The sequence below is a fragment of the Burkholderia sp. ZZQ-2 genome, assembly GCF_050768715.1.
Taxonomy (GTDB): Bacteria; Pseudomonadota; Gammaproteobacteria; order Burkholderiales; family Burkholderiaceae; genus Burkholderia; species Burkholderia cepacia.
This window is the reverse complement of the sequence record NZ_LDVA01000141.1, coordinates 1-295: the sequence shown is the minus strand read 5'-3', so window position 1 is coordinate 295 and position 295 is coordinate 1. Positions and strand designations below refer to the sequence as shown.

1 protein-coding gene is annotated in these 295 nt (G+C 75.3%); it reads left to right on the top strand.

What is annotated here, in order from left to right; translation table 11 throughout:
- Nucleotides 1-295: tetratricopeptide repeat protein (locus ABY44_RS08450; protein ID WP_431641105.1), on the top strand; the 295-nt coding region annotated here is incomplete at both ends.

The window sequence follows — 295 nt, the reverse complement described above, 5'->3', positions numbered from 1 at the left end:
GCGGGACGTCCGCAGGACGCGGAGCGCGCGGCGCGTGCGGCACTCGCGATGCAGCCGGACAATCCGGACGCGAAGCTGCAGCTTGCCGATGCGTTGCTCGCGCAGCGCGACTGGGCGCGCGCGGAGCCGTTGCTGCGCGAGCTGCTGGCCGCGCGTTCGCCGAGCCTCGCGGCCGTGCGCGATACGGCCACGCTGTATCAGAACACCAGCCGCGCGGACCGGATCGGCCCGCTGCTCGACGCGCTGCAAGGCCGCGTGACGGGCCGCGACGGCCAGCACGCGCTCGATGGCCTGC